Here is a 5,113-nt window from a genome sequence, read left to right as displayed (position 1 = left end):
CGGCCACCGACGCCGCAGGCAACGGACTGGCGGCGGGCAGCACGGTCACGCGCCATATCTACGACCAGGCCGGACGACTGCTGCAGACCATTGATGGCAATGGCGGCAGCACCAGTTATGCCTATGACGGCCTGGGGCGGCTGCTGACGGTGACCGACGCCAAGGGGCAGGTCACGACGACCACCTATGACGACATGGGCCGGCGCATCGTGGTGCTGTCGGCCAATGGGCTGCAGGAGGTGCGCAGCTATGACAGCGCTGGGCGCCTGATCAGCAATCTGCGCCGGGATGCCGGCCCCACCATGGGTCCGGGTCCGGGCGCGGAAACGCAGACCAGCTATGCCTACGACGCGGCAGGACGGCTGGTTTCGTCGCAGGACGCCACAGGTGTGCGGCAATGGATCGTCTATGACGATGCCGGCCGCAAGGTGGCTGAGGTCAGCCATTCGGGCCGACTGCAGGAGTTCATCTACAACGGCTCGGGCCAGTTGACACGCACCATTGCTTATGCCAATGCGGTCAACATCGCCCTGATGACGAACACCGTCACGCTGGCCACTCTCCGCCCCGTAGCCAGCGCGGCCGACCGCAGCGAATGGATGGCCTACGACGCAGCCGGACGCCTGGCCAAAACCGTGGGCAGCGACGGCAGCATCACCGAGAACATCTACGACGGCGCCTCGCGCCTGGTGTCCACGCGCCGCTATGCCAACGCCCTGTCCGCGTCTGCCACGTCCTCGCTGGGCAACAGCCCCGCAGCTTCGGCCATTGCACCCACCGCCAGTGCCACCGCCGACCGCGTCACGCGCCATTTCTACGATGCCGACGGGCTGCGCACGGGATCGCTGGATGCCGAAGGCTACCTCGTGGCCCTCAACTACGACGCCGCCGGCCGCCTGGCCAGCACCACCCGCTTTGCCACCGCGACCAATGCCGCCAAGCGTGCCACCGGCACGCTCGCCGAGCTGATGCCCGCCTCCAACGCCCAGGACATCATTGAGCGCCGCCTCTACGACGGCCAGGGCCGCCTGGCCGGCACGGTGGATGGCGCCGGCTACCTCACCACCTTCGGCTACGACACGGCCGGCCAGCTCACCAGCCAGACCTGCTACGCCACGGCATTGAAGGCGGCCGTGCTGTCCACGCTCACCAGCACCACGGCCGTGGCCGGCATCCGCCCGGCCACCAACGCCCAGGACCGCACCACCGTCTTCGAATACGACAAGCTGGGCCAGCTCACGGCCGAGACCGACTGGCAGGGCACGCGCACCGAGCACAGCTACGACGCCGCCGGCAACCGCACGGCCAGCACCGTGGCCGCAGGTACCTCCGAGGCGCGCACGCGCCAGGTGCGCTATGACGCGCTGGGCAGGATCACGGCCGAGCTCAGCGCCGAAGGTGCACGCCAGCTGGCCGCAGCCCAGACCCCTGCCCAGGTCGAGGCCGTCTGGAGCAGCTACGCCAGCCGCCACACCTACGATGCAGCCGGCCGGCGCACCAGCACCACCGATGCCAACGGCCTGCGCACCCTGTTCTTCTACAACGCCGAGCATCAGCTCACGCACACCATCAACGCGCTGGGCGAAGTGGCCGAGACGCGCTACAACGCGCTGGGCCAGGTGAGCGCACAGGTGCGCTACGGCACGCGCATCAACCCGGGCTCGCTGACGGGGTCGCTGGCCGGCGGCCTGGTCAACAGCACACTGCAGTCGCTGCTGCAGGCGGCCACCAATGCCGCTAAGGACCAGACCACCCAGTACACCTACAACACCAACGGCACCCTGGCCAGCGAGCGCGATGCGCTGGGCTTCACGCGCAACTACGTCTACAACACCTTCCGCGAAGAGACGCAGCGCACCGAAGCCACTGGCACGGGCACCACCAGCACCCTCATCCAGACCACCTACGACCGGCGCGGCCTGGCCACGGGCCAGGTGCGCGATGCCGGCAAGCTGGCCCTGACCACGGCCGCCACCTACGACGCCTTCGGCCGCCAGGTCAGCGCCACGGATGCGCTGGGCCACACGCGCACCCGTGCCTACGACAGGCTGGGCCGCGAAGTCAGCAGCACCGACTCGCTGTGGGCCACGCTCACCACCACCTACGACGCCTTCAGCCGCATCGTCACCCAGGTCAACGCCGAGGGCGGCACCACCCGCTACGCCTACGATGCCAAGGCCCGTACCGTCACCATCACCACGGACGAAGGCCTGCTGGCCAAACAGACCTACAACCGCCATGGCGACCAGATCAGCGTCTCCGACTCCCAAGGCCACCTGACCACCTACACCTTCGATGCCAACGGCCAGCCCACGGGTTCGTCGGCCTCGACCTGGCTGTACGACGCCAAGGTCATGCAGACGGCGGCCACCACCCAGGCCTACGACAAGGCCGGCCGGCTGATCGAGACCGTGGACGCCAACGGCACGCGCACCACCATCGCCTACGATGCGGCCAACCGCGTGCTCTCGCGCACCGTGGACCCCACGGGCCTGGCGCTGACCACCCAGTACGCCTACGACCCGCTGGGCCGCCAGATCCGCATCACCGAGCCCGGTGGCACCGTCACCGAGCTGCGCTATGACGCCAAGGGCCAGTTGCTCGAGCAGATCGTGGACCCCGCAGGCCTGGCCCTGTCCACGCGCTACAGCTACGACGCCCAGGGCCATGCGCTGGAAGTCACCAGCCCCGAAGGCACGCTCACGCGCTACACCTACGATGCGGCGGGCCGGCGCACCAAGGAGCAGATCGACCCCAGCGGTCTGAACCTCACGCGCAGCTACACCTATGACGCAGGCGGCAACGTCACCAGCAGCGTGGACGCCAACGGCAACACCAGCTACTACCTGTACGACAGCGAGAACCGCCAGATCCTGGCCGTCGATGGCGCAGGCGGCGTCCAGGAAACCCGCTACGACGCACTGGGCCGCATCAGCCGCCTGGCCGAATACCGCAACCCGCTCACGGGCATCGACCTTCAGGTCTATGTGAACAACGGCCCGGTGTTCGGTCCGTCCACCTGGCCCGAGCAGGTGCTGGCGCGCATCGCCCCCACGGCCAGCGACCGGATCGAATACCGCAGCTACGACGCCAACAACCACCTGCAATCGGTGGTCACGGGGCTGGGCGAGGTCACCACCTACCTGCGCGACGGCAATGGCCGCATCCAGGAGCAGCGCAGCTACGCCAACCGCATCAGCATCGGCGGCACGGGCGGCTGGACCCCCGGCACCTTCCCCACGCCCGTGGCCGACGATGCGCGCGACCTGCGCACCCGCATGGTCTACGACGGCATGGGCCGCCTCATCGCCACGGCCGACGGCACGGGCGCCGTGACCGGGCTGCGCTATGACGCGGCAGGCAACGTGGTGGAGCGCGTGCGTTATGCCCAGACCGTCGCCCTGGGCTTGGACCCCTACGACAGCGCCGCCATCTACACGCTGATCGCCCAGGACAGCTCGGCAGCCAACGCTGTCGAGAAAAACACCTACGACCGCGCCGGCCGCCTGAGCTGGAGCGCCGATGCCGCAGGCTCGGTCACCGCCTACCAGTACGACCGCGATGGCCGCGTCGTCAAGAAGGCACGGTTTGCAAGCGCCATCACGGCCGGCCAGCAGCCCCAGGATGTGGTGCAGGCCGGCGCCCTGTCCACCGACTACGTCTACGACGCGGCAGGCCGCGAGACCCACATCGTGGGTGCGGACGGCGCCGTGGTGCGCCAGGTGTGGGACCGCAACGGCAACCTGCGGCAGCGCACCGAGTTCTCCACCCTGATCACGCCGCCGGTCTTTATCAGCGGCGCCGTGGCAGGCCCCGTGATCACCAACTACGACCGCAGCAACATCGGCAATTACCTGCGCACCGCCGCAGGCGACCGCACAACCACCCTGGCCTACGACAAGGCCAACCGACAGGTGCTGGAGGTCAATGCAGCGGGCGCCGTGCGCCAGATCCGCTACGACAAGGTGTTCGTCGTCACGGCCGCCTCGTCAGGCGCATCGGGCACATCAGGCGCCGCGCAGCAAAAGCTGCACAGCCAGACCGTCACCGCCTACGCCAACACCGTGGACCTGTCCGCCCTGGGCGTGGCCGACATCACGCTGGAGCGCGTCATGGCCATGCTCCAGCCCAACGCCAGCCAGGACCGCGAGACCACGCAAATCCTCGATGGCGCCAACCGCACCGTGCGCACCATCGACGCCAACGGCTACGCCACCGCGCGCGAATACGACGGCACGGGCCAGCTCACCCACCTCACCGAATACGCCGACAAGTCTGGCAGCGCCTCGGCCCAGGACCGCCACACGCGCTACAGCTACGACGGCGCAGGCCGCCTGGCCAGCACCACGGACGCGCTGGGCAACCGCGAAACCTACGCCTACAACGCCCTGGGCCAGAAAACCGCCTTCACCAACAAGGCCGGTGCCACCTGGAACTACGACTACGACCGTGCGGGCCGCCTGGTACGCGAGACCTCTCCGGCCGTGGACCTGGCCGCCGTCAAGGAGCAAAGCGGCACCCTGGTGCCCGATGCCGGCAACACGGGCAGCCAGCGCATCGTCACGCAACTGGCCTACGACAGCTTCGGCAACCTCACCTCCCGCACCGAGGCCCTGGGCCGTCCCGAGCAGCGCAGCACCCGATACGAATACGACAAGGTCGGGCGCCAGATCAAGACGATCTTCCCCGGCGTGGGCGTGTACCAGGCAGAAAGCCCCGCGGCCCTGCTGGGCAACAACAGGCTGGGCGAGGCTGCGCGCGTGGAAACCCGTGGCGTCGAGCTGAGCAGCGAAACCCGCTACGACGCGCTGGGCAACGCCGTGGCCAGCCGCGCCATGGGCATCCCCGGTACCAAGGAAGCCTGGAGCTACAAGAGCTACGACCGCGCCGGCCGTGTCAGCTTCGACGTGGACGCCGCAGGCTTCGTCACCGGCTACACGCGCAACGCCTGGGGCGAGACCGAGCGCCTGGTGCGCCACGCCCAGGCCATCGCCCTGCCCTCGCCGGCCGGCACGGCCCTGGCCGATGCCGCCGTGCGCCAGAGCGTGCAGGCCAACCACCCCGCCAACCGCGAAATCCTCACCAGCTACGACAGGATGGGCCGCACGCTCAA

General features: G+C 68.9%; 1 protein-coding gene. It reads left to right on the top strand.

Features of this window, described 5'->3' with window-relative positions; genetic code table 11:
• A partial coding sequence (locus tag DA1_RS29175) for an RHS repeat domain-containing protein (RefSeq protein ID WP_162269893.1) occupies positions 1-5,113 on the top strand: 5,113 nt, incomplete at both ends.

The organism is Delftia acidovorans NBRC 14950, assembly GCF_001598795.1.
In the GTDB taxonomy this organism is placed as follows: domain Bacteria; phylum Pseudomonadota; class Gammaproteobacteria; order Burkholderiales; family Burkholderiaceae_C; genus Comamonas; species Comamonas acidovorans.
Note: the sequence above shows the minus strand (reverse complement) of the source record. Positions and strands in the feature narration are given on the sequence as shown.